The organism is Gemmatimonadaceae bacterium (genome assembly GCA_019637445.1).
Lineage (GTDB): Bacteria > Gemmatimonadota > Gemmatimonadetes > Gemmatimonadales > Gemmatimonadaceae > Pseudogemmatithrix.
Window position 1 is genome coordinate 831,633 of record JAHBVS010000001.1, and the last position, 25,284, is coordinate 856,916.

The 25,284-nt window shown below is 66.7% G+C and carries 22 protein-coding genes; 4 read left to right on the plus strand and 18 right to left on the minus strand.

The window, feature by feature from the left end; translation table 11 throughout:
- Positions 1 to 3: 3 nt before the first annotated feature.
- The 8 genes from KF709_03915 to KF709_03950 all read right to left on the minus strand — a co-directional run bounded on the left by KF709_03915 (position 4) and on the right by KF709_03950 (position 7,194).
- Positions 4 to 1,245 (minus strand): efflux RND transporter periplasmic adaptor subunit, encoded by a 1,242-nt coding sequence (locus tag KF709_03915; protein MBX3173530.1) that lies wholly within the window; start codon positions 1,243 to 1,245, stop codon positions 4 to 6.
- On the minus strand, positions 1,242 to 2,567 hold the full coding sequence (locus tag KF709_03920; protein MBX3173531.1) for a TolC family protein: 1,326 nt from the start codon (positions 2,565 to 2,567) through the stop codon (positions 1,242 to 1,244). The genes KF709_03915 and KF709_03920 overlap by 4 nt, the downstream gene beginning before the upstream one ends.
- A gap of 1,338 nt (positions 2,568 to 3,905) precedes the next feature.
- Positions 3,906 to 4,448 carry a F0F1 ATP synthase subunit delta gene (locus KF709_03925; GenBank protein ID MBX3173532.1) on the minus strand — a complete coding sequence of 181 codons (543 nt, stop codon included), beginning with the start codon at positions 4,446 to 4,448 and terminating at the stop codon, positions 3,906 to 3,908.
- Entirely contained in the window at positions 4,449 to 5,012 is a 564-nt protein-coding gene (atpF, locus tag KF709_03930; GenBank protein MBX3173533.1) for a F0F1 ATP synthase subunit B, read from the minus strand.
- A gap of 108 nt (positions 5,013 to 5,120) precedes the next feature.
- The gene (gene atpE / locus KF709_03935) at positions 5,121 to 5,381 is read right to left on the minus strand and encodes an ATP synthase F0 subunit C (GenBank protein ID MBX3173534.1); all 261 of its coding nucleotides are present in this window, start codon (positions 5,379 to 5,381) and stop codon (positions 5,121 to 5,123) included.
- Positions 5,382 to 5,594: 213 nt separating this feature from the next.
- Complete coding sequence (gene atpB / locus KF709_03940) at positions 5,595 to 6,569, minus strand: F0F1 ATP synthase subunit A (protein MBX3173535.1); 975 nt, start codon at positions 6,567 to 6,569, stop codon at positions 5,595 to 5,597.
- The gene (locus KF709_03945) at positions 6,566 to 6,913 is read right to left on the minus strand and encodes a hypothetical protein (protein ID MBX3173536.1); all 348 of its coding nucleotides are present in this window, start codon (positions 6,911 to 6,913) and stop codon (positions 6,566 to 6,568) included. The genes atpB and KF709_03945 overlap by 4 nt, the downstream gene beginning before the upstream one ends.
- Entirely contained in the window at positions 6,910 to 7,194 is a 285-nt protein-coding gene (locus KF709_03950; protein MBX3173537.1) for an AtpZ/AtpI family protein, read from the minus strand. The genes KF709_03945 and KF709_03950 overlap by 4 nt, the downstream gene beginning before the upstream one ends.
- Positions 7,195 to 7,545: 351 nt before the next feature.
- Here KF709_03950 and KF709_03955 point away from each other — a divergent pair, with 351 nt between their 5' ends.
- The 3 genes from KF709_03955 to KF709_03965 all read left to right on the plus strand — a co-directional run bounded on the left by KF709_03955 (position 7,546) and on the right by KF709_03965 (position 12,411).
- Entirely contained in the window at positions 7,546 to 8,007 is a 462-nt protein-coding gene (locus KF709_03955; protein ID MBX3173538.1) for a hypothetical protein, read from the plus strand.
- A 152-nt stretch (positions 8,008 to 8,159) separates the two neighbouring features.
- Entirely contained in the window at positions 8,160 to 9,092 is a 933-nt protein-coding gene (locus KF709_03960) for a MoxR family ATPase (protein ID MBX3173539.1), read from the plus strand.
- Between the two features lie 223 nt (positions 9,093 to 9,315).
- Positions 9,316 to 12,411 (plus strand): AAA family ATPase, encoded by a 3,096-nt coding sequence (locus KF709_03965; GenBank protein ID MBX3173540.1) that lies wholly within the window; start codon positions 9,316 to 9,318, stop codon positions 12,409 to 12,411.
- On the opposite strand, the gene KF709_03970 is transcribed toward KF709_03965, so the two are convergent.
- The 4 genes from KF709_03970 to gcvT all read right to left on the minus strand — a co-directional run bounded on the left by KF709_03970 (position 12,355) and on the right by gcvT (position 17,596).
- Positions 12,355 to 13,698: an HD-GYP domain-containing protein gene (locus KF709_03970; GenBank protein ID MBX3173541.1), complete on the minus strand. Its 1,344-nt coding sequence runs from the start codon at positions 13,696 to 13,698 to the stop codon at positions 12,355 to 12,357. The two genes, KF709_03965 and KF709_03970, sit on opposite strands and share 57 nt — an antisense overlap.
- Positions 13,699 to 13,998: 300 nt before the next feature.
- Complete coding sequence (locus tag KF709_03975) at positions 13,999 to 14,709, minus strand: hypothetical protein (protein MBX3173542.1); 711 nt, start codon at positions 14,707 to 14,709, stop codon at positions 13,999 to 14,001.
- A gap of 212 nt (positions 14,710 to 14,921) precedes the next feature.
- On the minus strand, positions 14,922 to 16,451 hold the full coding sequence (locus KF709_03980; protein ID MBX3173543.1) for a sigma-54-dependent Fis family transcriptional regulator: 1,530 nt from the start codon (positions 16,449 to 16,451) through the stop codon (positions 14,922 to 14,924).
- A 35-nt stretch (positions 16,452 to 16,486) separates the two neighbouring features.
- Positions 16,487 to 17,596 (minus strand): glycine cleavage system aminomethyltransferase GcvT, encoded by a 1,110-nt coding sequence (gcvT, locus tag KF709_03985; GenBank protein ID MBX3173544.1) that lies wholly within the window; start codon positions 17,594 to 17,596, stop codon positions 16,487 to 16,489.
- 225 nt (positions 17,597 to 17,821) lie between these two features.
- Here gcvT and KF709_03990 point away from each other — a divergent pair, with 225 nt between their 5' ends.
- Complete coding sequence (locus tag KF709_03990; protein MBX3173545.1) at positions 17,822 to 19,693, plus strand: GGDEF and EAL domain-containing protein; 1,872 nt, start codon at positions 17,822 to 17,824, stop codon at positions 19,691 to 19,693.
- A 35-nt stretch (positions 19,694 to 19,728) separates the two neighbouring features.
- Here KF709_03990 and KF709_03995 read toward each other — a convergent pair whose 3' ends face one another.
- Genes KF709_03995 through argF form a run of 6 tightly spaced genes read right to left on the minus strand, consistent with a single transcriptional unit; the run spans position 19,729 to position 25,274 of the window.
- A complete protein-coding gene (locus KF709_03995; GenBank protein MBX3173546.1) occupies positions 19,729 to 20,622 on the minus strand; it encodes a serine/threonine protein kinase in 894 nt (297 codons plus the stop codon).
- A gap of 15 nt (positions 20,623 to 20,637) precedes the next feature.
- Complete coding sequence (bcp, locus tag KF709_04000; GenBank protein MBX3173547.1) at positions 20,638 to 21,201, minus strand: thioredoxin-dependent thiol peroxidase; 564 nt, start codon at positions 21,199 to 21,201, stop codon at positions 20,638 to 20,640.
- 33 nt (positions 21,202 to 21,234) lie between these two features.
- The gene (locus tag KF709_04005) at positions 21,235 to 22,167 is read right to left on the minus strand and encodes an NAD-dependent epimerase/dehydratase family protein (GenBank protein MBX3173548.1); all 933 of its coding nucleotides are present in this window, start codon (positions 22,165 to 22,167) and stop codon (positions 21,235 to 21,237) included.
- The gene (locus KF709_04010) at positions 22,164 to 23,054 is read right to left on the minus strand and encodes a bile acid:sodium symporter family protein (protein MBX3173549.1); all 891 of its coding nucleotides are present in this window, start codon (positions 23,052 to 23,054) and stop codon (positions 22,164 to 22,166) included. Before KF709_04010 ends, KF709_04005 begins: the two co-directional genes overlap by 4 nt.
- Positions 23,055 to 23,059: 5 nt before the next feature.
- Positions 23,060 to 24,349, minus strand: a complete 1,290-nt coding sequence (locus tag KF709_04015) for an NAD(P)-binding domain-containing protein (GenBank protein ID MBX3173550.1) — start codon at positions 24,347 to 24,349, stop codon at positions 23,060 to 23,062.
- 7 nt (positions 24,350 to 24,356) lie between these two features.
- Positions 24,357 to 25,274, minus strand: coding sequence for an ornithine carbamoyltransferase (gene argF, locus KF709_04020; GenBank protein ID MBX3173551.1), 918 nt, complete (start codon positions 25,272 to 25,274; stop codon positions 24,357 to 24,359).
- Positions 25,275 to 25,284 lie beyond the last annotated feature (10 nt).

The window sequence follows — 25,284 nt, forward strand, 5'->3', positions numbered from 1 at the left end:
AGCCTAGTGCCTCCCGTGCCCGTCCGGCGCCGCGGGCGGCGTCGGAGTCGACGCCTCCATATCGGACATTCCCGGCATCGCCGCCATCGCGCCGAGCGCCGCGCGCACATTCGACTCCGCATCGACGAGGAAGGTCGCAGACGCGACCACGACATCGCCGATGGCAATCCCGTCAAGAACCTCGACCATCGTGTCGCTGCGACGCCCCAGCCGTACCTCGTGCGGCATCAGCATACCATCTGCCATCCGCACGAACACCACGTCCCGGACGCCGGTGGAGAGCACCGCGGACCTGGGGATGACCAAGGCGTCGCCCTCCGACGGCCGGAGGACCAGCGACGCGTACATTCCGGGCTTGAGCCGGCCGTCGCGGTTGTCCAGTACGACGCGGACCCGCAACGTGCGCGTCGCGTCATCCACGGTGGGATACACATACGCAATGCGTGCCAGCCGCCGGTGGCCGTTCAACGCCTCGAAGCGCAGTTCGACCGGCACGCCCTCCCGCAGCATCGCGGCATCCTGCTCGAACACCTCACCCTCCACCCACACCGTCGAGAGGTCTGCGAGCGCAAGGACCTCATCACCCGACATAATGCGCTGCCCGGCGACGATTCGACGCGTCAGCACATACCCGGCCACGGGCGAATACAGCGTCAGCGCGCGCCGCGGTTGTCCTTCTGCCGCGATCGCCGTCAGCTCCCGCTGCTGGATGTCCCAGTACTCCAGCCGCCGCGAAGCGGCACGGACAAGCGCGTCCGAGTCGGGGCCTGGCGCTGCGGCGGCCAAGCGCCGGGCAAGCAGGTACTCCTCCTGTGCGGCGACTAACTGCGGGGAGTAGATGCTGAACAACGGCTCGCCCTCGCGCACGAACTGACCCGTGGTATTCACCCAGAGACGCTCAATCCAGCCCTCGACCTTGGGCGAGATGCTGTGCAGGCGCCCCTCGTCCGGAACAACAGTTCCCACGGCGCGCAGCTCACGTGCCAACGAAGCGCGGGCAGCCGTGGCATAGGTGATCCCGATGCGCTTGGCCGCGGCCGAGTCCACCGTCACACTGGCGCGGGTCTCACTCGCTGGACCGCCGCCATGATCGTGCCCGACGTCGTTCGCCGCGGCGGGACCGCGGGACAGCCACCAGCTCGCCGCCGCTGCGGTCACGAGCACGCCGGCCATCAGTAGCACGGACCGCCGACGCCGACTCCCATCGGCGGATGCGGCCACCACGTCGCGCGACTCGCTGGTCATTCCCCCTCCCCTGGCGCCGGAAGCGCCGCGGCCACTAGGGCCTCAAGAGTTGCCCACAGCCGTCCCTCGTCCGCTTGCAACGCCACATACTCCAGCCGAAACTCGTTGAGGGCCACCTGGCTCTCAGCGAGCGACATAAACGGCAGATCGCCAGCTCGATACGCCAGCAATGAGGATTCGACCGTTGCCGCCGCCTGCGGAAGGATGCTCGTGTCGTATAGGGCCAACAGGCGTTGCGACTTGTGCAGCTCTGCCAGCGCGCCCTCGATCTCGGCACGGGTTGTCGCGCGCATCGCCTGCAGGTCGGCCTGCGCCATCGCCAACATCGCCTCGCGTTCGGTTCGCCAGGCCAGCTGACGCCTCGCGGCAAAGACGGGCAGCGACGCACCGAGCATCAGGCTCCCCATCCGTTCCGTCGCGCCGCCCTCCCGCCGCTGACCGACCGCAACGCCCACCTGCAGGTCCGGCCAGAGCTCGAGGCGCGTGGCTGCAAGCGCCGAATTGGCGCTCTCCACAAGAGCCGCTCCGGCCACCAGCTCCGGGCGCCGCCGATCCGCCAAATCCGCGACGGAATCGAGCGGCGGGATCGTTCGTCCCCGCGACGCCACCACCGTGCGGCCAACGGCCGCGCCCGCTGGGCGGTCGAGAAGACCGTTCAGGCGGGCCACGGCGGTAACACGAGCCGACGCAAGCCGTTGCAGTTCCTCGTCCATCTGCTCGACTTGGACGCGCGCGCGCAGCACGTCGGCCTGGCGACCATCCCCGACCTCATACATCGCTCGCGCCACGGTCAGGAGCTGCTCCATCACCTGTTTGGTCTCGGCGACGATTTCCATCGATTGCTCAAGCCGCCAGACGTCGTGGAAGGCCTCACTCACCCGCAGTCGCTCGCTCCACTCCACGGCCGCGGCGTTCGCGGCCGCCGCACTGGCGGTGGCGTCCGCCGCGCCGCGCGCGAGCCGCAACCGCCGCGTGAGGGGGAGCATCTGCATCACCTGGAGCTGCGTCATCCCGAGCGGCGACATCGGTGCAAGTCCCGGGAGTTGGCGATTCATCAGACCGAGCTGCACCTGCGGGTCGTCCAGTGTGCCGGCGGTTGGCGCAACGGCGAGGGCGGCCTGCGCGGCGGACCGCGCAGCCCGAATCCTGGGGCTCGCCTCGAGCAATGCATATGCGTCCTCGAGCCGCTGGATGGACCTCCGTGTCGCGGTGCTATCCTCCTGCTGCGCGGGCGCCGAGCGCGGAACACCCATGCCCACGAACGCAAGAATCGCGGTGGCGACGGCGACCAACGCAGGTCGGCCCCCACAAAGTCGAATCATTCAGGTCCTCCGGAAATGCGGGAATGGAGCGGGCGCGCGGCGGCGCGACCCTCAATGCCGGTCAGGTGACCGGTGACACTCCAGAGCCGCGCGGAGGCGGCGAATCGGGCGCCCACTGTTCGCGGGAGGGCGGCAGACACACGGTGGACGAGTCGGAGGCCGCGGGCTTGGTGCCTTTGACGACGGCGTGAGCGCACTGCCCGAGCGGAACCACGCAACTGGCGCAGGCACCGGGCGTCCGGCAGGGCGCCATCGGTGCATCGCTCCGGCAGTCGCGCAGGACCCTGGCTGCGTCGGGCACGCTGCCATCCACCTGCGCACGCTCCACCAAATGCTCGCACGCCACCATCCCACTCGCCGAGGCCCACGGTCCAACGGGTGACAGGAGCAGCAGCACAAGCGCAACGACTAACCGCGGAAGCACAGTGTACACGGGATGCCGGTCTCAAGGGCTAAGGGCACGACCTTCCACAGCGCTAATCTTAATGGAATTTTTTACGCTGTGTATAATCGTTCCTCCCCACATATGTACGGGATTCCCTGATGCGTCGTTCGCTCGAGTCGGCGACTCCGAAGGCATTGGGGTCGCTCCCCGAACAGAAGTCACCTCGAGGCTGCGTCTACTGAATGGTCAAGGAAATCGGGCGGTCGACGAGGGTCGGGACCGACTCGAGACCGCGGTCGCCGCGTCAGTTGGGAGCCGACGAGGCGCGCACCCTGGCTTCGCCCGCGCCACTTGGAGTTCTCGCTCGTCGGTGGAGACGGCCGGTCTGTGCCACCCTCTCGAGGAGGGAGAACCAGCGACCGCGACAGCCAAGGAAGCGATTGTGCGCGCAAATCGTGCCTTCATCGCGCCGCTTTGGACAGCACTTCCGATCGGGCGATGTGCGGAAAGTTCGGAGTGGCGCCAAGCGGCTTCGATAGAGCGGCTGCAAAGGCCACCGCCGTGGCTACGCATCGAGGATGCTCTTCTGCTGCGCCTCATTTGCGCATGGACCACGACTAGCCCGGGCGTCTGCGGCGGCGCCGCGTGGGTCACGGACATCGCGTACGTCCAGACGTGATAGTGCTGGCTCTAGACTGCCGTCGTTCTCGAGCTGTCCTGCGAGAGTGGGATGGGCCACGAGAGCGACAATCCGTCCGGTGCTGGTCCTGAATGCCGTGGTGGCCGCTGAGGGGCAGCGCGGACCTCACGGGACCCTCATCCGGTCGGGGCTAGGCGCGCAGTAGAGCGGCGATGCATCGCGGCACATCCCGCTCGGCGGCGTCAGCCCGGAGCGGTCGCACGCTGCTCACAAGCCCAAGCTGCGCGGTGTCCATCGAACACTGGGAACTCCCTTACCGCGCACCAATCAGCGCCCCACGCAGCTTGCCGAGCCGCCGCTGCACCGACCCATCCATCACGGTGTCGCCAACACGCACAACCACGCCGCCGAGAATCCGCTCATCGACGGAAACGTGCGCCACCACCGTCTTCTTGAGCGCCTTGGACAGCGAAGCCGTAAGCGCCTCCTGCCCCGCCGCATCAAACGGCCGCGCCACCGTCACCCGCGCGTGCACCCGACCCTCGGCCGCATCCAACAAGCTGTGATACTCCACCGCAATCTCCGGCAGCAGCATCTGCCGACGGTTCGCCACCAGCTTCTGCACAAACCGCACGAAGTGCTTCGGCGCCTTGTCCGCCAGCGCCTTGCCAAGGATCGCGCTCTTCTCGGCGGCACTCACCTGCGGCGCCTCGAGGAAGCGCGACAGCGTCTGGTCCTGGCTCACGGCGTCGCCGAGCGCGCTCACCAGCGCGCCCCAGCCACTGCGGTCGTTGGCCTTGCTGGCCAGCGCCAGCAGCGCCTCGGCGTAGTTACGGGCGATCGAGACGTCGCGCATTTACTTGCTCAGCGAGCCGAGGTAGTCCTCGACGAGCTTGCGGTCGGCCGCGGCGTCGAGCTTCTGCCCGATCAGCTTGCCGGCACCGGCCAGCGCCAGGTCCACGGCCTCGCGACGGAGCTCGTCGATGGCCTTGGCCTTCTCGGCCTCGAGCTCCTTGCGGGCGCGGTCGAGCAGCTCGGCCTGCTGCTGGCGCGTCTGCTCCAGCATCTCGCCGCGCATCGACTCGGCCGTCGCGCGGCCGTCGGCGATGTAGCGTTGCGCCTCGGCGCGCGCCGCCTCGATGGCCGCCTTCTGCTCGGCGACCAGCTTGGCTGCCTCGTTGCGGTCGCGCTCGGCGGCCGCCATCGCGTCGGTGAGCGCCTGCTCACGCGACTGCACGGCCTGCAGGATCGGCCCGAAGGCGAACTTGCGCAGTACGAGCAGCGTGGCGATGAAGACGACGATCGTCCACGTGATCAGCCCGTAGTGCGGCGTAAGGAGGCTGCCCGCGCCGCCCTCGGCCGCGAAGGCGGGGGTGGCGGTGAAGGGCAGGAGTGCGAGGGCGAGGCGGAGAGCGCGCATCGGAGGACTGGTATTGGGAAGGTCCGGTGAGGACCGACAACGATGAAAGATGGAGGATGAAGGGGGGCAGGCCGTGCGGCCTGCCCTCCTTCGATTCCTGCTTGCTGCTTAGAACTTGCCCTGGATCTGGAACGCGACGACGACGCCGAACAGCGCGGCGCCTTCGATGAGGGCGGCGAGAATCAGCGCGGCCGTCTGGATCTTGCCAGCAGCCTCGGGCTGACGGGCCATGCCCTCGACGGCCTGGCCGCCGATGCGGCCGATGCCCATGCCCGCGCCGATCACGGCGAGGCCGGCGCCGAGACCGGCACCGATGAGCGAGAGACCCTGGCCGTTGGACGTCGCGGCCACGGCGGCTTCCTGAAGCATCGGAACGAGAGAGATCATTGTGGAACCCTAGGTGTGTGGTCCTGCGTGGTGTTGCGCGCCGGTTGGCGCTACCCACCGGCGAGCCCGGCTGGGCTCAGTGGGAATCTCCCAGCGCTCGCTGGGATACGGGTACAACTGCAGTCGTGAGTTCTGAGTTGTGAGTCATGAGTAACGACCACTCACGACTCACGACTCATAACTCACAACTGTCGTTTAGTGGTGCGCCTCCCGAATCTGCCCAATAAAGACAGACGACAGCAGCGTGAAGATGAACGCCTGGAGGAACGCCACGAACAGCTCGAGCAGCATGATCGCCACCGCCATCGCCAGCGGGGCGATGCCGATCGGCAGGAGGAACGTGAAGAACAGGCCCATGAACGCCAGCACCACGATGTGGCCGGCGGTCATGTTCGCGAACAGACGGATGGCCAGCGCGAAGGGCTTCGTGAGCTTTCCGATCATCTCGACCGGGCTCATGATGAGGAACATCAGCGGCCGCATCAGCAGCGGCAGTTCGTTGTTCCAGTAGAAGATCGTGTTGAGGTAGCCCCAGCCGTTGGCGCGGATGCCGGCGATCTCCACCGTGATGAAGGTCATCACCGCGAGCGTGGCCGTCACCGAGATGTTGCCGGTGGCCGTGCTGCCGTAGGGCACGAGGCCCAGCAGGTTCAGCGTCAGGATGAAGAAGAACACCGTGAGCAGGTAGGGCACGAAGCCCTCGCCGTGGTGCCCGACGTTCGGCAGGATGACCTCGTTGCGGATGTAGAGGATCATCGCCTCGATGGCGTTCGTGCCGCCCTTGGGCGCCTGGCCGGCCTGCGTGGCGCGCACGTGCGCGTTGGCCACGAGGATCATGATGGCGATCAGCAGCACCGCGCCGAGCATGAGGAAGATCACGTGCTTGGTCGGCGAGAGGTCGATCGTCAGCGGGCCGACGTGGATCGGCTCCCAGTGCGGCAGCGTGACTTCCTTGAAGAACGGCGGGAGGATCCACGGCACTTCCATGTGGTTCCCGTCCGTGATGTGCGGCGTGATGATGTCGTACTTCTCATCCGCATGCTCGGCGTCGGCCTGCGCGCTCGACGGAGCGGCCGCAGTCACCGGCTCGGCGTGGTCCTGCGCGGCGAGGGGAGCGGCGCCCAGCAGCAGCGCGGCAGTCAAAGCGGTAAGGAACGTTCCGATCTTCATTGCTTCAGGAAGAGAGGCTCGACCAGCATCGTGACGAAGAGAAATCCCACAAGGCTCAGCAGCGCCGGGCCCGACTGCAGCCCCAACACCTTCACGCCGACGAAGGCGTGGACCATCACCACCGCGAACCGGATCAGCGATCCCAGTCCCCAACCCGCGATCGGGTTCGTGGCCACGAAGGGCCGCGCCACCGCGAATGCCAGCACCTGCACACCGAGCGCAATCACCGCACTCGACCACACCGCCCGGGCCAGCTCGGGCTCGGGTCGCAGGAGCGTGATGCCCCAGGCGCCACCGAGGGTGATCACAGCGGCGACGGCAAAGAAAATCGCCCCCTGCTTCACCGTTCCTCCCCGCCCTGCTTTGCTGCCGCCGCCGCGCGTCGCCGCGCCTCGGCTTCCTCCTCTCGGCGTTGGTCGGCCATCAGTCCCCGGTACATCGAGTAGAAGGCCGCGCCTGCGCCGATGAACACCCCCAGGAGCACGAACGGGCCGTCGGTCCCGACCTTCGCATCCAGCCATTTCCCGATCCAGAGGAACAGCAGGATCGAGGCGACGAACTGGAAGCCCAAACCGACGTACTTGCCTGCCCCGCCAAGGGATGCGACTCCCTTGGAGCCTGACAACCGGGCGATGGGATCCTCGTCTGTAGGACGGGAACCCGACCGGTCGGCAGAGGGCGGGTCGTGCTCCATTTCAGCCGTGGAAATTACGACTTTGTGAAATATTTCGCAAGCGATTTGGGGCTCCGGAAACGGGGTGTGACGGGCCCCCTCGACCGCTCGTCTCGACCCCAGATGTCCACAGGTTATCCACGGACATTTCCCCATCCGGCTGGATTTCAGGCAGCAGTTTCGTGATGTGTAGCCAACCCCAGTTGCTGCCGATACTTAGCCGTGACCTGGGCGTTTGACGAATCGTCCCGTTGTTGATAAGTTCTGCCTACCCCCCCAAGCGCGCTCTAAGGAAGGTGTCCGATGACTGAAAAGCTCCCCCTCACACTTGTCGCCGTTGCGGTGCTCGCGTTTGCGTGCGGGCCGCGTCAGCGAAGTGAGAGTGGAGCGGATCAGTCGCCGGCAACGCGTACGGCTCGCAGCGGCAACACGCCGCTCGCCCCATCGCTCGACGTTTCCGTGACTGACGGTGTGCGCTTCGAGTTCGAAGTCGCCAACGCGAGCAACAAGAAGCTCGAGCTGATGTTCCCCGACGGGCGTACGCACGACGTGATCGTGCTCGACTCGATCGGCCGCGAGGTGTGGCGCTGGAGCGAGGGCCGGCTGTTCACGCAGGCCGTGCAGAATCGCGTGCTGCGCGCGAGCGATTCGATTCGCTTCGAGGAAGCGTGGAAGGACGCGGCGCCTGGCACCTACACGGCCGTGGCCACGCTGGCGAGCGTGAACTTCCCGCTCGAACAACGCGTGGCGTTCACCGTGCGTTAGTTGCTCGCGGAGGGCGCGGCTCGGGTTAGATTGAGCGACCCCCGCCGGACCCCAAGCCCCGCGAGCCCGTGAGCCAGACTGTAACCCGTGATCCCGCCGCTGACGCGCGGGACCTAGAGCTTCTTGCCCGTCTTGCCGAAGCGCGCAAGGAGATGGCCGTGCAGATCGGCCAGCGCATCGTCGGCCAGCACGACATCGTCGACAGCATGACCAGCGCCATCCTCGCCGGCGGCCACGTGCTGCTGGTGGGTGTGCCAGGCCTGGCCAAGACGCTGCTCATCGCCACTCTGGCGGACGCCCTGGATCTGCACTTCTCGCGCATCCAGTTCACGCCGGACCTCATGCCCAGCGACATCACCGGCACCGAGCTGCTGGAGGAGGACCACGGCACCGGCAAGCGCGCATTCACCTTTGCGCAGGGCCCGGTGTTCGGCAACATCGTGCTGGCCGACGAGATCAACCGCGCGCCGCCGAAGACGCAGGCCGCGCTGCTGCAGGCGATGCAGGAGCACACGGTGACGGTAGCGGGCAAGACGTATCAACTGCCCGAGCCGTTCTTCGTGTTGGCCACGCAGAACCCCATCGAGCAGGAAGGGACGTACCACTTGCCCGAGGCGCAGCTGGACCGGTTTATGTATGAACTGCGCATCGGCTACCCGAGTGTGGCCGAGGAAGAGGCGATCGTCTCGCAGACCACGGGCGTAATGAAGGGCGCGGTGAAGCCCGTGCTCACGGCCGCCGAGGTGCTGGAGATGCAGAAGTTGGTGCGGCGTCTGCCGGCGCCGCCTTCGCTGGTGAAGTACGCGGTGGGTCTCGCGCGCGCGACGCGTCCGGGGGAGCCGGAGGCGACGGCGGCGGTGAAGAAGTACATCAGCTTTGGGGCTGGGCCGCGCGCGGGGCAGAATCTCGTGCTCGGCGCCAAGGCGCGGGCGGCGATGGATGGGCGAGCGGTGCCGGATCTTGAGGATGTGGATGCGGTGGCGTTCTCGGTGCTGCGGCACCGTGTGGTGCTCAACTTCCAGGCGGAGGCTGAGGGGGTTGGGATTGAGCAGATTCTCGGGCTTGGCGGGGCGAAGGGGCGCTAGGTATCGGCGCTGATTGCGTCCCATTGGACGCCGGCGTCCTTCGAACCTCTCGTCGACCGCCCGGTAGCGCCTCGCGCTGCCGGGCGGTACCGTTTCCGCCCCGGTGACGGCCGAGTGACGGTGCTTCGCGGGACTACTGCCTATGCGGAAACGGCGTGATGAGGTAGCGAGGATCCGGGTACGCGTCCTGGGGGCGGCCGACTTCCAGATTGGCCAACGGCGCGTGGGGATGAACACCGAGGTGTTGTTTGCCCTCGGGCTCTACCTGACGACGCGGGCGGGCGAGCGGGTGCCGCGCGAGGACATTCTCCACCTCCTCTGGGGAGACGAGGACGGCGCCACACGGCGACACGCATTGCGCCAGCTGCTTTATCGGCTGCGCGAGAAGGGGCTGACGCTGGACGAGGACGGGGATGTCATCCGCCTCGATGCTGCGCGCGTGGACAGCGATGTGCGCAGCGCGCTGGCATCTGATTGGTGCGAGCAGGCCAGCGGGGAGGCCATCATCGCGGCGGGCGAGCCGATGCCGGTGTTCAGTCGGCGGATGAGTGGCAGCTTCCTCGCTTGGTATGACGAGTTGCGCGAGCGCGTGCTGGCGCAGCACCGGAAGGCCGCGCTGCTCCAGATCGGCAATGCGCGGCGCGAGGGACGGTGGGCTGACCTGGAGCGTTGGGCCCAGCCCATCCTCCGCTCGGACCCGTTCAATGAGGAGGCCACGATGGCGCGCGCCGAGAGCGCGGCGATGGCCGGGTCCAAGACGCGGGCGATTGAGATTCTCGACACGTATCTGTCGGAAGTGGGGGACATCTCGCCGGAGCTTGGGAAGCCGGCGTTGGCGCTGCGGAAGCGGCTGGCCGAGCGGCGGGCGGACTGGGTGCAGCGAGGGCCGCGAGAGGTGCCGCTGGTGGGGCGGGCGGATCTGATGCGACGTCTTACCGGGCTGGTGGAGGCTGCGTGGCGTGGGGAGGGTGGTGCGGTGATGCTGGTGGGTGCGCCGGGGATTGGGAAGACGCGGTTGGCGATGGAGGCGAGGGCGTATGCGGAGCTGAAGGGGATGCGGACGGTGGTGATAAGGGCGGAGGCGGGGATGGGGGAAGTGCCGCTGGCCGTACCACTTGCGATCGGAAGGGAGCTCCTTGCGACGGACGAAGTAAACGGGTCGAGTCCCGCGACACTTGGACTGCTTCGTCGAATTGCTCGGACGACCGACGTCATGACGTTTATGGACTCAGACGACGTCCGCCCGTCATCTGACCAGTACGTTGCGGCGCTGTCGGATGCGCTCGTGGCATGCCAAAGCGCTCGCAGATACTTCGTTCTCGTCGAGGATGCGCATTGGATTGACGAGGACTCGCGGGAGGTGCTTGCCGTCCTCGCCTCGCGTCTAGTGCAGAAGCGAATCTGCTTCGTGCTTACGAGCCGAAGCGCACACACCGAAGATGGGTCGCGACCCCATCCGGCTTGGTCAACAGTTAGAGTTCCTCCCCTGGACCTAGAGAGCTCATCGCAGCTTGCTCAGCGCACAGCGCACGCGCATTCGTCAGCGCTTAGCACCGAGACGGCAGGAGATATTGCCTCAGTCGGCGGCGGCAACCCTCTTTTCGTTCGCGAGCTTAGCCTGCAGGCGACGCGGCGGGAACCGAGCGTTGCGTTGCCCACAACTCTCGAGAGCGTCATTGGAGACCGCCTGAGTCGCCTCAGGCCTGCGCCGCTTGCTCTGCTGAGAACAGTCCTGCTGCTCGGGAGCGAGGCGACTGCGGCTCGCGTTCGCGAGGTATCAAGCACTCCCGCGCCTGACTTCGGCAGCGCGATCGAGGCGCTCGAGGACGACGGAATCGTTACTGCCCACTCGGATGGCGTGCTGTCACTTCACGAGTGCTGGCGAAGGACATTAGCCGCCTCGCTCTCTCCAGCGACTGCTAGTGCGCTCTCGCTGCGCTGCGCCGACGCTTTGCTTGCCGAGGGTGAGAGCTCGCTGTCTGCGTCTGGACTTTGGAAGGCTTCCGACTTGTACAGAAGCGCGGGCATGTCCGCGAAGGCCCAGCTTCTCTGTGAAGCGGCGGCACGTCGCTACTATGACGCGGGTCTCATCGGCCAGAGCATCGACGTCTTTCGACGGGCAGTGGACATCTCACCGAACTCCGCGGCCGAGCCACGTGTTCGCATTGGGCTCGCGAGAGCACTACTCGCGGCAGGGAGACCGAAGGACTCGATCCAATCACTCAATCCGATACGAGCATCGGGGGCTCACGGCTTCGAGGACACAAGAGAGACCGCGGCGAGCGCGCTCGCCCTTGAGACCGAGGCAAGTGCTAAGCTCTGCATGGAGCACAGCCGACTCCTTGCTGGAATGCTCGAGTCAGCTTCAGACAGGTCGATGTCGACAGAATTTCGGCTCGCTCTGTGTATGTCAGTCGCACGGCTAGCGGCGAATGCTCACGAGCATGCGATTGAGCGCAAGAACGCCGCTCTTGTCGACTCCCTGCGCTCCGAACTGCCGCGTAACCTGAGCGGACTGCTCGCGGCAATGATTTTCAGAACTGAGCATGGCCCAAGTGACGAGCTCTTTGAACTACATGCCACTGTCGAGACCGGCTTGTTCGGAGCCGTCGGCACAACCTCGTGGTGCGCGAGTCAAAGAATACTGGCCCACTCGCTGCGCCTTCACGGCTTCTGCGATCGAGCACTGTCGGCGGCGGCCCGAGCTCACTCAAGGGCGTCCCAAGCGGCGCTCCCCGATGACGCAGCGATTGCCGCCGAGCTCTGCGCGAACATTGCGCTCGACTACTGCAACCTTGAAGCGGCGCGCCAGTGGATCAACTCCGCCGAGCAAGATTCGCTTCGCCCCGACTACAGGCAACGCAGCATAGCGCTGCGGCATCTCGACGACCGAATCCGAATCGACTCTGGAGACGTCCATCTCGACGAGTCATCGGCGCGCGAGCGTCTCGACGAGGTAAGGACCGACCCAGTTATCATCAGTCGAGTAACGCGACTCGCATCGTTGGCGATGCACGGCGCCATGGCAAGAATAGAGTCGATAGCGGTCGACTCCGCGACAGGTGCGGCCTCGGATGTTACCGGCCTGCTTGGACACTCCGCAGCAGACTACCCCATCGAGCTCCTTGCACGGACTGCAAAGCTACTACCCGGGCTTGTGGGAATCGCGGGTCTCAGCGAACGGCACGTCAGGGAAAGAGATCTGCGATTCATGCGCCCCCTGCCGCCATTCTATGCGGAGCTTCATGAGGCGCGACGGATCCTAGCGAGACGAGGCGACAGCCAAGAACTCACCAGTAGTGCCTTCGATCGGCAATAGCGGCGACAATCCGTGCACTGGGAACGCTATGGTCGCTGACTCAATTTCTCGCGTCAGCTCGCTCCACGCCGCCGGGGTCAACAAGCGCTCGCAAATTGCCGGGTCGAACTGCCGACCTCGCTCGCGATGGAGCTCCGACTTTACGTCGTCGGGAGTGAGAGCAGCTCGGTATGGCCGGCTCGTTGTCATCGCATCGATCGTGTCTGCCAATGCAATGACGCGCGCTCCGAGAGGAATGTCCGCACCCTTCAGCGAGTGTGGATAGCCACGACCGTCCCACGACTCGTGGTGCGACTGCACGGCAGGAACAAGGTCGGCGAAGTGCGATACCCGTCCGACGAGCTCTGCGCTGCGCCCCGGGTGAGTCTTCATCACCTCGAACTCCTCGTCCGTCAGGCGACCAGGCTTCCTCAGAATCACCGCGAACTCTTCATGAATCTTCCCGACGTCGTGCAACAGAGCAGCAATCTCGGTTCTCTCCACAGCCTTTACGCCCATCCCGGCATGCTTCGCGATGACCCTGGCGTACCTGGCCACGCGTTGCGAATGACCAGACGTGTATGGATCTCGAGCCTCGATTGACGCCACCATCAACTGCAGCAGTTCCTCGTTCACCTTCTGCAACGCGAAGACCGTACGATAGAGCTGACGCATCCCGAGCATGGGCAGAGCGAGGATTGCGGACCAACCCGCACCTAGATTCGAATACGCAACCGCGAAGAATAGAATGAGCGGAAACGCGAGCGCGTCATAGAGCACCGAGCCACGCATGCTCCGCACCCAATGAGCCTTCGTGGGCGAGCCATCTGAGGCAGCGACAACGGTGCTTACCGCGAGCTTGTTGAGCGTGAAGTAGACCGCGACGAGCGCCAGGAAGGGGATCGCGCCCGGCGTATGGTTCAAAGCCGTCGAGCCTCCGAGCGCCAAGTAGGCACCGATTCCGAGCGCGACGGAGAAGATGTGCTGGGAAACGTTGAACACGAGCTTAACAAGCGGCCGCCGAAGGAAGAGCTCAGCGGCCAGCGTGCTAACCAGCACGCTCACCAGCGCTGCAATGTTGGGCGCTACCAGTGCCGCGCTCAGGTATGGCAGAAACCCAATCGTGCCCAGAGTCGCCTGGGACGTTCGGTAGGCGAGTGCTGACGCCAACACACCAAAGCCTGCGAAGAATGCGGCAGCGCGCCACTCGGCGATCGTGGGTTCGGGTCCCAACGCCAAGAAAGCCGCCAGAGCAACCAATGCTCCGACGGCGACCTTCTCGACAATGCTGCGTACCCGATGATCCATACTCAGTACTCCAATGACCGGAGGACCCCCCGTCCTCATACTGCAACACCTTCCTGCTAATCAGCCCCAGTTGGCCGAATCACCCATCACAAGCGCGCAAAGCGCCACGATTACAGACGAGACATACGACATCGAGACTCACCTCCCGGCGACGAAATCGCCCAGCAGTGCTGGGCGTCATCCTACGGTCGGCTCCGCTCGTGCGCCCCTAATGGACGCTACCGCTCATTTCCTCTCCGCTAAGAGAGAACGGGGGATACCTCTTTTGTTCCTCGGTTTAGTCTGGTCCTGCAACTCCTCCTAACGCGCCGGCGACCGACGATCCTCCACCACGGGAGCACCGCCCACCGCCTTCGACGTCACCCATCGGTTCGTCGCGTCCAACACGGCCAATACCGCCGCCGTCTCGGCGCTCTCCTTCACTTCACAGCTGCCAGTGAGGAGCTGCGACTCACGTCCGTCGCGCGCCACCACCCCGGCAAACACAAACTCACGGTCAAAGGCCGTGATCGTCTTCACACCCTCGAGCGAGAACACGCCGGCCATCGCACCCGCCGTCGCCAGGGCCGTCAGGGCCGCCCGCGCCGCCACATCCACGCGGCTGCGGTCGCTCTGCATCCCCTCCTCCGCCTCGCCCACATACTGCTCGGCGCCAACCCGCAACGTCACCCGACAGGTCACCCCGCGCGCCCGCGATCCCCGGACCTCCACGTCCTCGAAGTAGATCGCCCGCGCGTGCGCCTTCACCGCTGCCGTCGTCGCCGCATCAATCACCTGCGTTTCCGTCGGGGTCGGACGACGTGCCGTCGCCGCCACCGAGATCTTCCGATGGTCCACCCGCAACCCGAGCTGCGCCATCAACGCGCTCTCGATGTTGCGCACCACAGACTTCGCCGGCGTATCACCCGCCACCAACACGTGGATCGCGTCGATGCTCCCCGTCTGGTTCGCCGTGATCCGCACCGACACGACATCCTGCAACGAGGCAATCAGCTCTTCCGCACGCTGCAACGGCAGAACGCTCCCCGCGATCGGAGAGAGGGGAGTGTTCGACTGTGGCTGCTGACCAGACACGGCAACTCGCGTGGTACGAGGTGGGACCCCAGGACTCACTGGTTCTCCGTGCGGATGCCGGCAGCAGCCCCGCGCGGCAACCCGCCTGTGATTCAAGATGTCGATAAACGATTCAGTTAGGAAGGGAGTGACCTAGGCAAAGGCCGAAATCAGTCCTCTAACTGTTCAGGAACTTGATACTCTTTGAGCTTCCGATAGAGGGTTCGCTCCCCTATCGCGAGAATCTCTGCCGCTTTACGACGATTGCCACGCGTTTCACGCAACGCCGCCACAATCGCCGCCCGCTCGATCTCCGCCATCGTCATCCCCGGCGTGATCGTCACGGTATTCGGCGGCGGAGGCGCTGGCGGCTCCAGCGCGCCGGCCCCAATCGACCCGCCAGAGCCCGGAAACCCGCTGACCTCACGGTCAGAACGCTCGTCCACCCGACGGCGCAGCTCCTCAAGCTGCAGCTTCATCTCCACCAGGCTCCGGACGATGAACTCCAGCTCCCGACCCTCGGCGCGGCTCTCCTCACGCACGATCGGCCCGATCGGCACGGGCAACAGGCGGTCGGCCCCGCCCTCTCGAATGGCACTGGGGATGTCGGCCAGCCCGATCTCACGACCGGTCGCCAGCACGACCATGCTCTCGATCAGGTTCCGGAGCTCGCGGACGTTGCCCGGCCAGGAGTAGTTCACCAGCGCCTGCATCGCCTCGGCCGATATTCCGTGGAACTCACGCGAATGCTGCTCGGCGAACTCCTGCACGAAACGCCGCACCAGCAGCGGGATGTCGCTGCGCCGCTCGCGCAGCGGCGGCAGGTAGATGCGCAGGACGTTGAGTCTATAGTAGAGGTCTGAGCGGAAGGACCCGCGCTGCACGGACTCGCGCAGCGGACGGTTGGTCGCCGCCACCACGCGCACGTCCACCGGGATGGACTGCGTGCCGCCCACGCGCGTGACCTCACGCTCTTCCAACACGCGCAACAGCTTGACCTGCGTGCTGGGCGGGATCTCGCCAATCTCGTCGAGGAACAGCGTGCCGCCGTCCGCCAACTCGAAACGTCCGATGCGACGCTCGGCGGCGCCGGTGAAGGAGCCCTTCTCGTGGCCGAACAGCTCGCTCTCGAGCAGCGTCTCCGGCAGCGCGCCCACGTTCACGGCAATGAACGGCTTGCTGCGCCGCGGCGAAAGCTTGTGAATGGCGCGCGCGACCAGCTCCTTGCCCGTGCCGCTCTCGCCCTCGATGAGCACCGTGCTCGACACCGGCGCCATCTGGCCAATAGCCACCAACACTTCGCGGACCGCCTCGCTCTCGCCATATAGCCCCGTCTCGCGCGCGACGCGCTGACGGTCGAGCAGTTCGTTCACACTCTGCCGCAGCGCCTCCGGGCTCACCGGCTTGTTGATGACCTCGGCGAAGCCAATCGCCTTGAGCTTCAGCTCCAGCTGGGGATCGCCGATGTCGGCCAGGCCGAGCACGGCGGCGCCGCCCCAGAGCTGGTCGCGTACGATGGCCAGAGTCTGCGGGTCCAGCAGGTTGCCGGTGAACACGATGACGTCCGGCCGCGCCTTGCGCACCTCGGATGGCAGGTCGTCCAACGGCGACACCACCGCGGTGCGCACGTCGTCGGCCTCGAGCAGCGCGTTGAGGCGTACCGCCGGCTCGACGTCGGCAAGCGTAATGAGAACGGTCATCGGGGATGCGTCTCCTTCGGGTGGCAACAGCCGCGCTAGCGCTTGACGGTGCCCTGCTTCCAGAACGGGAACGGCACGATGGTGCCGGTGATCCGCTTGCCGCGGATCTCCACCTCAAGTGTGTTGCCTTCCTTGGCGTGCGCGGTGGGCACGTAGGCCGTGCCGAGCCCGACGCCGACGCTGGGGCTCATGATGCCCGACATCACGACACCGCTCGCCGCGCCATCGACGAACACCGGATAGCCGTGCCGCGGAATCGCCTTCTCGGTGAAGGTGAAGCCGACGAGCTTGCGCGGCACACCGGCCGCCTTCTGCGCCTCGAGTGCGCTGCGCCCGACGAAATCGCCCTTCTTCATCTTCACCAGCCAGCCGAGTCCGGCTTCGAGCGGCGTGACCGTGTCGTCGATGTCGTTGCCGTAGAGCGCCATGCCCATCTCGAGGCGCAGCGAGTCGCGGCAGCCGAGTCCGGTGGGCGTGATCTGCTTCGTCTCCATGAGCGCCTTCCAGAGCGCCGCGGAATCCTTCGCGTTGTGGTAGAGCTCGAAGCCGTCCTCGCCCGTGTAGCCGGTGCGCGAGAGCGTCATCGGGATGCCGGCGACGGTGGTCTCGACGAACCAGTAGTACTTGATGTCGGGCAGCGTGGCCGGCGTGAGCGCCTGCAGGATCGACTCGGCCTTGGGGCCCTGCACGGCGAGCAGGCCGATATCGTCGCTCACGTCCTCGAGCGTCGCGTCGAACTTGGAGAGGTAGCGCGAGATGTGCGCGAAGTCCTTGTCCTTGTTCGAGCCGTTCACGACCATCATCACGTGGTCGGCGTAGCGATACACGAGGCAGTCGTCGACAAACGTGCCCTGCTCGGTGAGGATGCCCGAGTAGTGGACCTGTCCGACGGCCAGCGCGGCGACGTCGTTGGAAGTCACGTAGGTGACGAAGTCGATGGCCTGCGCGCCGCGGATGATGAACTCACCCATATGGCTGACATCGAACACGCCGCAGCCCTTTCGCACGGCCTGGTGCTCGACGGTGATGCCGGTGGGATACTGGATCGGCATCTCAAAGCCGGCGAAGGGGACCATCTTGGCGCCGGCCGCCAGGTGGATGTCGTGGAAGGGGGTGCGCTTGAGCGTGGAGTCAGCCGCAGTCATCGCAGACATTCTCGGTCTTGAGGGGAAGGAGTGCGTAGCAGGGAAAGATGCCGAAACGGCAGGCACTTTACCACCCGCCCGCGCAATCGCTCCTTTCTATATAGAAGGTCAAACAACGATGCGGCGTCGAGAAATCGAACGCCATTTTGCCCGTAACGGACAGAGTCCTAACGCGTCCTTGGGGCGGACAGCTAGGGCTGGCACCGCGCGGCTCTCGGTGTCGGCGTGACTTGGACTCAAGCAACCGACTCCGTGCTCGAACTGCTGCTGGCCAGCGCACTCTCCGTCGTCTCCAGCTTCTCCAGCATCGCCGCGCTCCGACTGCGCCGTGCGGTGCGTTCCCTCGAGTCGCGACAGACCGCCGCCGACGCCGAGCCGCGCTCCGTGAGCAGCGCCGATCCCTCGGCGTCCTGGCATACGCTGCCGCTGCTCGCCGCGCGCGACGCCCTGTGGGACTGGGACCTGACCACGGACACGATGCGCTTCACGCCGCGCTGGCGCGAGATCCTCGGCGGTCGGGCGGACGAGGTCACCGCGTCCTCCGACGAGTGGTTCTCCCGCGTGCATCCCGCCGACCTGACCCAGGCGCGCGTGGACGTCGCCGCGCAGACCAACGGTACGCAGGTGCGCTTCGAGAGCGAACACCGCATCCGTCACGACTCCGGGCGATGGATCACGGTGCACTGGGTGGGGACGATCCTCCGCGACGAGACCGGCCGTGCACATCGCGTCGCGGGCAGCGTGCGCGACACCACGGCGCAGCGGCTGGCCGAGGAACAGGCGCGGCGCGAGGCGTTCTACGACTCGCTCACCGGCCTGCCCAACCGCGCCCTCGCGCGCGACCTGCTGCAGCGGGCCATCCGGCGCACGCGCCGTCAGGGCGAGCGCCGCTTCGCCGCACTGATCGTCGACGTCGACCGCTTCTCACACCACGCCGACGCGCTGGGCTTCAGCGCCGCCGACGAACTGTTACGCGCGATTTCCCGCCGCCTCTCACACACGGTGCGCCCCGGCGACGTTGTGGCGCGACTTGAGAACGATGTCTTCCTGCTGCTGCTCGACACCATCCACGAGGAAGCCGAAGCGCGGCAGGTGGCCGTTCGCGTCCTCGCGGCCTTCGAGAAGCCGGTGGAGGTGCTGACCCACGCGGTGCAAGTGAGCGTCAGCATCGGTGTCGCGATGCACGACCAAGCCTTCGACACGCCCGCCGACTACATCCGCAACGCCGAGATCGCCACGACGGCCGCGAAGCGGGTGGGAGGCGCGCGTCAGGCCAGCTTCTTGACGGCGATGCGCGAGGACGTGAAGCACCGCGCCTCGCTCGAACTCGACCTCGCCGGCGCCATCGCCCGCAGCGAACTGCGCCTCTGGTACCAGCCGGTGTTCTCGATCGACGAGCCGGAACCACAGCTCGCGGGCTTCGAGGCCTTGGTGCGCTGGTCGCATCCGCAGCGCGGCCTGCTCGGCGCGCACGAGTTCGTCTCGCTCGCCGAGGAGACGGGCGCCATCGTGCCGCTCGGCGCCTGGGTGATGAGCGAGGCCTGCAAGCACGTCGCGCCGATGGGAAGGGACGGCGGGCATCGGCCCTGGGTCTCGGTGAACATCGCCGCGCGGCAGCTCGCCGATGAAGCACTGGCCGACCTGGTGGATCGCGCCGTGCACGAGTCGTCGATCGACCACGCGCGCCTGCGGCTCGAGGTCACGGAGAACGTGATCCTCGCCAACGAGGAGGTCGCGCGTGGGACCCTGGCGATCCTGCGCGGGCGCGGGCACACGATCCTGATGGACGACTTCGGCACCGGCCACGCCTCGCTGAGCTACCTGCATCGGCTGCCCATCGGCGCGATCAAGATCGACCGTTACTTCGTCGGGCGCATGGACGAGAGCTCGGAGTGCCAGGAGATCGTGCGCTCGGTGGTCGCGCTGGCGCGCTCACTCGGCATGGACGCCGTGGCAGAGGGCGTGGAGCGGCCGCAGCATGTCTCGATGCTGCGCGAGATGGGCTGCCGCTACGTGCAAGGATTCCTGTTGGGCCAGCCGGTGCCACCCGAGGAGACGGCGCGCTTCGTTTCGGCCCCTCCCGCGTTCGCGAGCTGACGGGAACTGACGCGAACTGCGCGAGCTAGGGCCGGCTACCAGCGCGGGCCGAGGGCGTCGCGGAATTCCGCCGCGGTGGCGAACCGATCGCCCGGCGCCTTCATCATCCCGCGCTCAAGGACCTTGGCGATGGCCTCGGGGATCTCGCCGCGCAGCGTCGTCGCCAGCGGCGGCATCTCGGTGACGTGCGCGACCAACTGCCGCGCGCCCTTGTACTCCGAGAAGGGACGGTGCCCGGTGAGCATCTCGTAGCCAAGCATCGCCAGCGAGTAGACATCGGCGCGCGCGTCGGCCGGGTCGTCGTTGACGAACTGCTCCGGCGCCATGTAGCCCGGCGTGCCGACGGCGAAGCCCTTGTCGGTGAGACGCGCCGCGTTGAATGTCGGGTTGCTCTTGCGCAGCTCGCTGAGCGACATCCCGGTGGAGCTGCGGAGGCTCTCCAGCCGGGCGTGGGCCACGCCGAAGTCGGCCAGCACCGCGTGGCTGGACTGGAAGAGCACGTTCGCCGGCTTGAGATCGCGGTGCACGATCCCCACCTCGTGCGCGTGGGCGAGCGCGTCGGAGATTTCGTGCAGGACTTTCATGGCGTCGCGGATGGGCAAGGCCCCGCGTTCCAGCTTGGACTCGAGCGACTCGCCCTCCACGAACGGCATCACGTACCAGATGAGGTCCGTGGTGGAGCCCATCCCGAGGATGGGGACGATGTGCGGATGCTGGAGCTTGACCAGCACGGCGATCTCGCGCTTGAAGCGGGCCAGGGCGACATCGCCCGCCAGCTCGGGCGGCAGCAACTTGATCACCACGTGGCGCGGCAGGTTCGCGTCCACCGCGACGAAGAGGCGGCTCTGACCGCCAGCCGTCAGCTCGCGCTCGACGACATAGTGGCCGTCGAGCGCAGCCTGCAGGCGGCTGAGGAAGGCGTCTTCCACGCCCACCAAGCTACACTATTTCTTGCGCGCTGCGCGGGGCCTGCGGCGGGCATCGGCCCTTGGAAGCGTGGGCTGACCGCCGGTCGCGGCGCCGGTCGCGCTGCCGGTCGCACCCCGAAGGAACGCCCAGACCTCGGCCGCGTGCCCCTCGTGTGCGACATTCTCCCACACGCGCTCCACAATGCCGTCGGGCGACAGCACGTAGGTCGTGCGCATGGCGCCCATGTACCGGTGGCCGAAGAGCAGCTTCTCTTGCCACACGCCATAGGCCACGAGCACTTCGTGCCCGGTGTCCGAGAGCAGCGGGAAGTTCAGCGATTCCTTACTGTGGAAGCGCTTGTGCGAACGCGGGGAATCGGGGGAGATGCCGAGCAGCGCGACCTTTGCTCGCTTGAACCGTGCGAAATGGTCGCGAAACTCACGCGCTTCGATGCTGCAGCCGGTGGAGGCGTCCTTCGGATAGAAGTAGAGCACCACGCGCCGGCCGCGGAACTCGGCGAGCGAGACGTCGTTGCCGTCCTGGTCCGAAAGCGTGAACGCGGGCGCCGCGTCTCCGGGCGCTACGTTGGAATACGTCATCGCGCCGCGGCGACGTGCTGAAGCACCGCCCACTCAGCGGCCCGCTTGGGACTGCGCAAAGATCGTGAAGGCCTCAGCGGAGGTCTTGGTTGGCACGAAGCCAAACGACTCCTTCAGTCGATGGTTGTCGAGCACCGGTCGGTAGCGCAGGAACGCCAGCTGCTCCGGGCCGTAGCGACTCACAGCGAGCGCCCGACCGACGGCCAGCGCGCTCCAGAGGAAGGAGGCAGGCAGCGCCAACACCGGTTTCCCCAGACGCGCTGCGATCTCGCGAATCCCCAAGGTCCCATCGCCGGACACGTTGTAGATGCCGGCGCGATCACCCAACACCCCGTGCACGAAGGCAGCGGCCAGATCCTGATCCCAAACGAATGCGAAAGGCGAGTCGCTGCCGATCACGGCGAGGATGCGTTTCCTCAGGAACAGCGCGGTGATCTGGTTCGACGTCGTGGCGCCGAGCACGGTACCGATGCGCAGGACTAACTGCGCCAGCGCGGGATGCGTGCGCCGGTACTCGGCCAGCATCTCCTCGACCAGGCGCTTGTGGTGCGCGTAGGCGAAGCTCGGCGTGGCGCGCAGCGGCGCGTCCTCGCTGATGAGCGGCGGGTTGTCCGCGTGGTAGCCGTACGCGGCGCCTGAGCTGGCGACGGTGAGGTGCCGGGCGCGCGCTTCGAGGCAGGCCTTCACGACGTTGCGCGTGCCATTGACGTCGATGTCGTACTCGCGCGCGCGGTCGCCCTTGCCTTCAAGCACCGAGGCCAGGTGCACCACGTGCGTGATGCGCCTCTCACGCATCCAGCGACCCAGCGCGTTGTCGCGGATGTCCATCGGCACGATCTCGAATCCGGCGTCCGTGCGCGGCCGCAGGTCGATGCCGAACACTTGGCACTCGCGCGAGAGCCGACCGCCGACCACGCCGCCGACGTAGCCGCCCGCACCCGTGATGAGCACGCGCCGCGCGCTCACGCCGCCGCCTCAGCGGGACGCCGCGCCCACCACGACGACAGCGCGATCCCGGTCACCAAGTGCCACACCCCCCAGAAGGCCGTCACGAGCAGCATCCCTCCCGCCTCTGGGAAGAAGGTAAACAGGATGACGAGGCCCAGCCCGGAGTTCTGGATGCCGACCTCGAGCGTCACGGCGCGCGTGGCCGCGTCCCCTAGGCGCAGCGCGCGGGCCGATGCGTAGCCGAGCGAGAGCGCAAGCAGGTTCTGCAGGACGACGACATAGAAGAAGGTCCCGAAGCGCTCAACGAACAGCGTGAGGTTCTGCGCAAACGCGATGGCCACGAAGGCGAGGAGCACCAGCAGCGCGAGGCGACGCAGGGGCGGGTCCATGCGCATCGCGAAGCGCGGGTAGCGCTGACCCGTCCACATCCCAAGCGCCAGCGGGAGGCCCAGCACCAGCAGCACGACGATGAAGATCCCGCCCGGCGGCACGGCGATGGCGCGCAGGTAGTCCCGCGTCACCGGGTTCACGCTGGCCCAGAACGCGAAGTTGAGCGGCGTGAGCAGCGTGGCCGCGAGGCTTGAGACCGCGGTCATCGACACCGACAGCGCCACGTCACCCCGCGCGCGATACGCCATCAGGTTGGAGAAGCTTCCGCCCGGGCACGAGGCCACGAGGATCATCCCCAGGGCAAGCTCAGCGTCCAGGCGCAGTGCCCAGGCAATCGCAGTGCTCGCGGCCGGCAGCAACAGGAACTGGGCGACAAGCCCCGCCGCTGGAGCCAGCGGCTTGTGCAGCACCGCCAGAAAATCGGCCGGTCGCAGCGTCAGCGACACCCCGTACATCATCACGGCCAGCACGACGTTCAGCGTGACGAGCTGGGCCGGATCGAAGCGCAGCCCCACCTCGTTCACGAGGACAGGGCCCGGATGTGGCGCCGCAGCACGCGCAGGTAGCTCGCCTTGTGCACGTAGTAGGCCATGCGGTCAAGCTGTAGGTACTTGAAGCCACCGTCGATGCGACTGGCGAAGGACCTGCGCTTCTCTTGCTGAAGCGCGCGTGCCGCCGGATGCCCGGAAGTCAGGCCCTTCAAGTACAGCGCCACCAACTCGGCCTGCTCGTAGCGCCCCTGCCAGCCGAGTCCGCTGGCCTCGACCATCCCCAGCAACGCCAAGGTGTCGTCGCTGGGATGCAGCGCGTTGAGATAGAGACGCGGCGCTGGCCCGTCGTCCCAGCTGAGCGCCGCGCGATCAATGAACGGATAATGCAGCGCGTAGCCCGTGGCCTGGAGAATCACATCGTACTCGCCGCGCGAACCATCGGCGAAGGTCACCGTGTGCCCCGCGACCTCGCGCAGATCCGGTCGCGCGCGAATGTCGCCGTGCGCCAGGTGGTGCAGCACCAGCGAGTTCATCACCGGATGCGACTCGTAGAGACGATAGTCGGGATCCGGCAGGCCGTAGTCCGACGGCTTGCCGACCACGAGCCGCACAAGCAGGCCGTCCAGGCGCTGCTTGATGGGACGCGGCAGCGTGATCAGTCCACCGAGCGTGTCGATCGGCCGGCCCTTGATGAACTTCGGGAGGAACCAGTAGCCGCGCCGCACGCTCAGGTCCACGCTGGCCGCGTGGCGCACGGCATCCACCGCGATGTCGGCGCCGGAGTTTCCGCAGCCGACCACGAGGACGCGCTTGCCCTCGAACACGCGCGGCGACTTGTAGTTCGCGGAGTGCATCCGCGTGCCCGCAAACTCACCGGGCAACGCCGGCTGGAACGGGTGGTGCAGCGTGCCCGTGGCGATGAGCAGCGCAGAGAACCGCCGCGTCTGCTGCTTTCCCTCGCGTTCCGTGGTGATGTCCCAGCCGCCGTCTGCAACTCGCACGCAGCGCAGCACCCGCGTCGAGAACTCGTAGTGCCGCTTCAGGTCGAAGTGCTCGGCGAAGTCCCGGAAGTACCGCGCCATCTCGTCGTGCCGCGGATACGGCGCCACCTCGTCCCGCATCGGGAACTCGGTGAACTCCGTCATCCGCTTGGAGGAGATCAGGTGCGCGCTTTCGTAGACCGTGCTCTGCGGGTTGGCGATGTCCCACAACCCGCCGACATCGGCGTGCAACTCAAAGCCCGTGAACGGCAAGCCGTGCTTCGACAGGACCCGCGCCATCGCGAGCCCCATCGGACCGGCGCCGATCAGCGCGTACAATCGCGACTCAGAACAGGGGCTCGTTGCCCATCAACACGGCCATCACGGCCTTCTGCACGTGCAGGCGGTTCTCGGCCTCGTCCCACACGCGGCTCTGCGCACCATCGATGACCTCGGCGGTGACTTCCTCGCCTCGGTGCGCCGGGAGGCAGTGCAGGAAGATCGCATCCTTGGCCGCGCGCTTCATCAGGTCGGCGTTCACCTGGAAGCGGGCAAAGGCGCGCTCGCGCTGCGCCTGCTCCTCCTCCTGGCCCATCGAGGCCCAGACATCGGTCGTCACGACGTCGGCGCCGTCCACCGCCTCTGCCGCGTCACGCACCAGCGTCACCCGACCCTTCGACTTCGCGTTGGCGAGGATCGTCGCGTCGGGGTCGTAGCCTTCCGGACAGGCCAGCCGCAGCGCGAAGCCGAGCAGCGCGGCGGCATCGCACCAACTGTTGGCCATGTTGTTGCCATCGCCGATCCAGGCGATCGTCTTACCATCGAAGGTGCCCAGGTGCTGCTGCACCGTGAGCAGGTCGGCGAGGATCTGACAGGGATGCTGCAGGTCCGTGAGGCCATTGATGACCGGCACCTCGGAATAGCGCGCAAACTCCACGACCTCGTCGTGCGCGTAGGTGCGGATCATCACGCCGTCCACCATGCGGTCGAGCACACGGGCCGTGTCGGCCACGTCCTCGCCGCGGCCGAGTTGCACGTCGCGCGGCGTGAGGAACAGCGGATGCGCGCCAAGCTGCCAGGCGCCGACCTCGAACGAGACGCGCGTGCGCGTGCTCGACTTATGGAAGAGCATGGCCAACGCCATGCCCTCGAGCGGCCGCTTGCGGTACTCCCCGCGGCGCATGCGGTCGGACAGCGCGAACAACGCCCGCAGCTCGGCGGGAGAAAAGTCGGGAAGCGCGATGAAGTCGCGGTGCGTGGACATGGGGATGGTG